Annotated in this window: 1 protein-coding gene; it reads right to left on the bottom strand. The window is 33.1% G+C overall.

What is annotated here, in order from left to right:
- Positions 1-5: 5 nt before the first annotated feature.
- Entirely contained in the window at positions 6-521 is a 516-nt protein-coding gene (locus FUA24_RS00490; protein WP_148539599.1) for a DUF3341 domain-containing protein, read from the bottom strand.
- Between the last annotated feature and the right edge of the window lies 1 nt (position 522).

The raw sequence follows: 522 nt of genomic DNA, 5'->3' as shown, positions 1-522 counted from the left end.
CTATATTAATGCGCTTCTTTATCTACTAAATTAATTTCTACAGCTCCAGTTTGTTTTAGTAAGTTTTCTAACTCACTTTCATTTCCATGTACAGCAATTTCCATTAAAAAATGATCATCAGTAGTTCTAGGGTCTGGATTTTCAGCTTTTTTAAATGGCCACATTCTACTACGTAAATAAAAAGTTATTACCATTAAATGCGCTGCAAAAAACACTGTAAGCTCAAACATAATTGGTACAAAAGCTGGCATATTTTCTATGTAGCTAAAGCTTGGTTTACCACCAATATTTTGAGGCCAATCTTTAATCATGATAAAATTCATCATGGTTATAGCCACTGTTAAACCAACTAGACCGTACATAAAAGCTGTTATAGCTATACGCGTTGGTGCTAATCCCATAGCTTTGTCTAAACCGTGTACTGGGAATGGTGTATAAATTTCTTCTATATGATGCTTTTCTGCTTTAACTTTTTTAACAGCAGACATTAGTACATCGTCGTCGTTATAAATAGCGTGAATT

The sequence above is a fragment of the Seonamhaeicola marinus genome, assembly GCF_008085455.1.
This window is presented reverse-complemented; position numbering and strand designations above follow the sequence as displayed.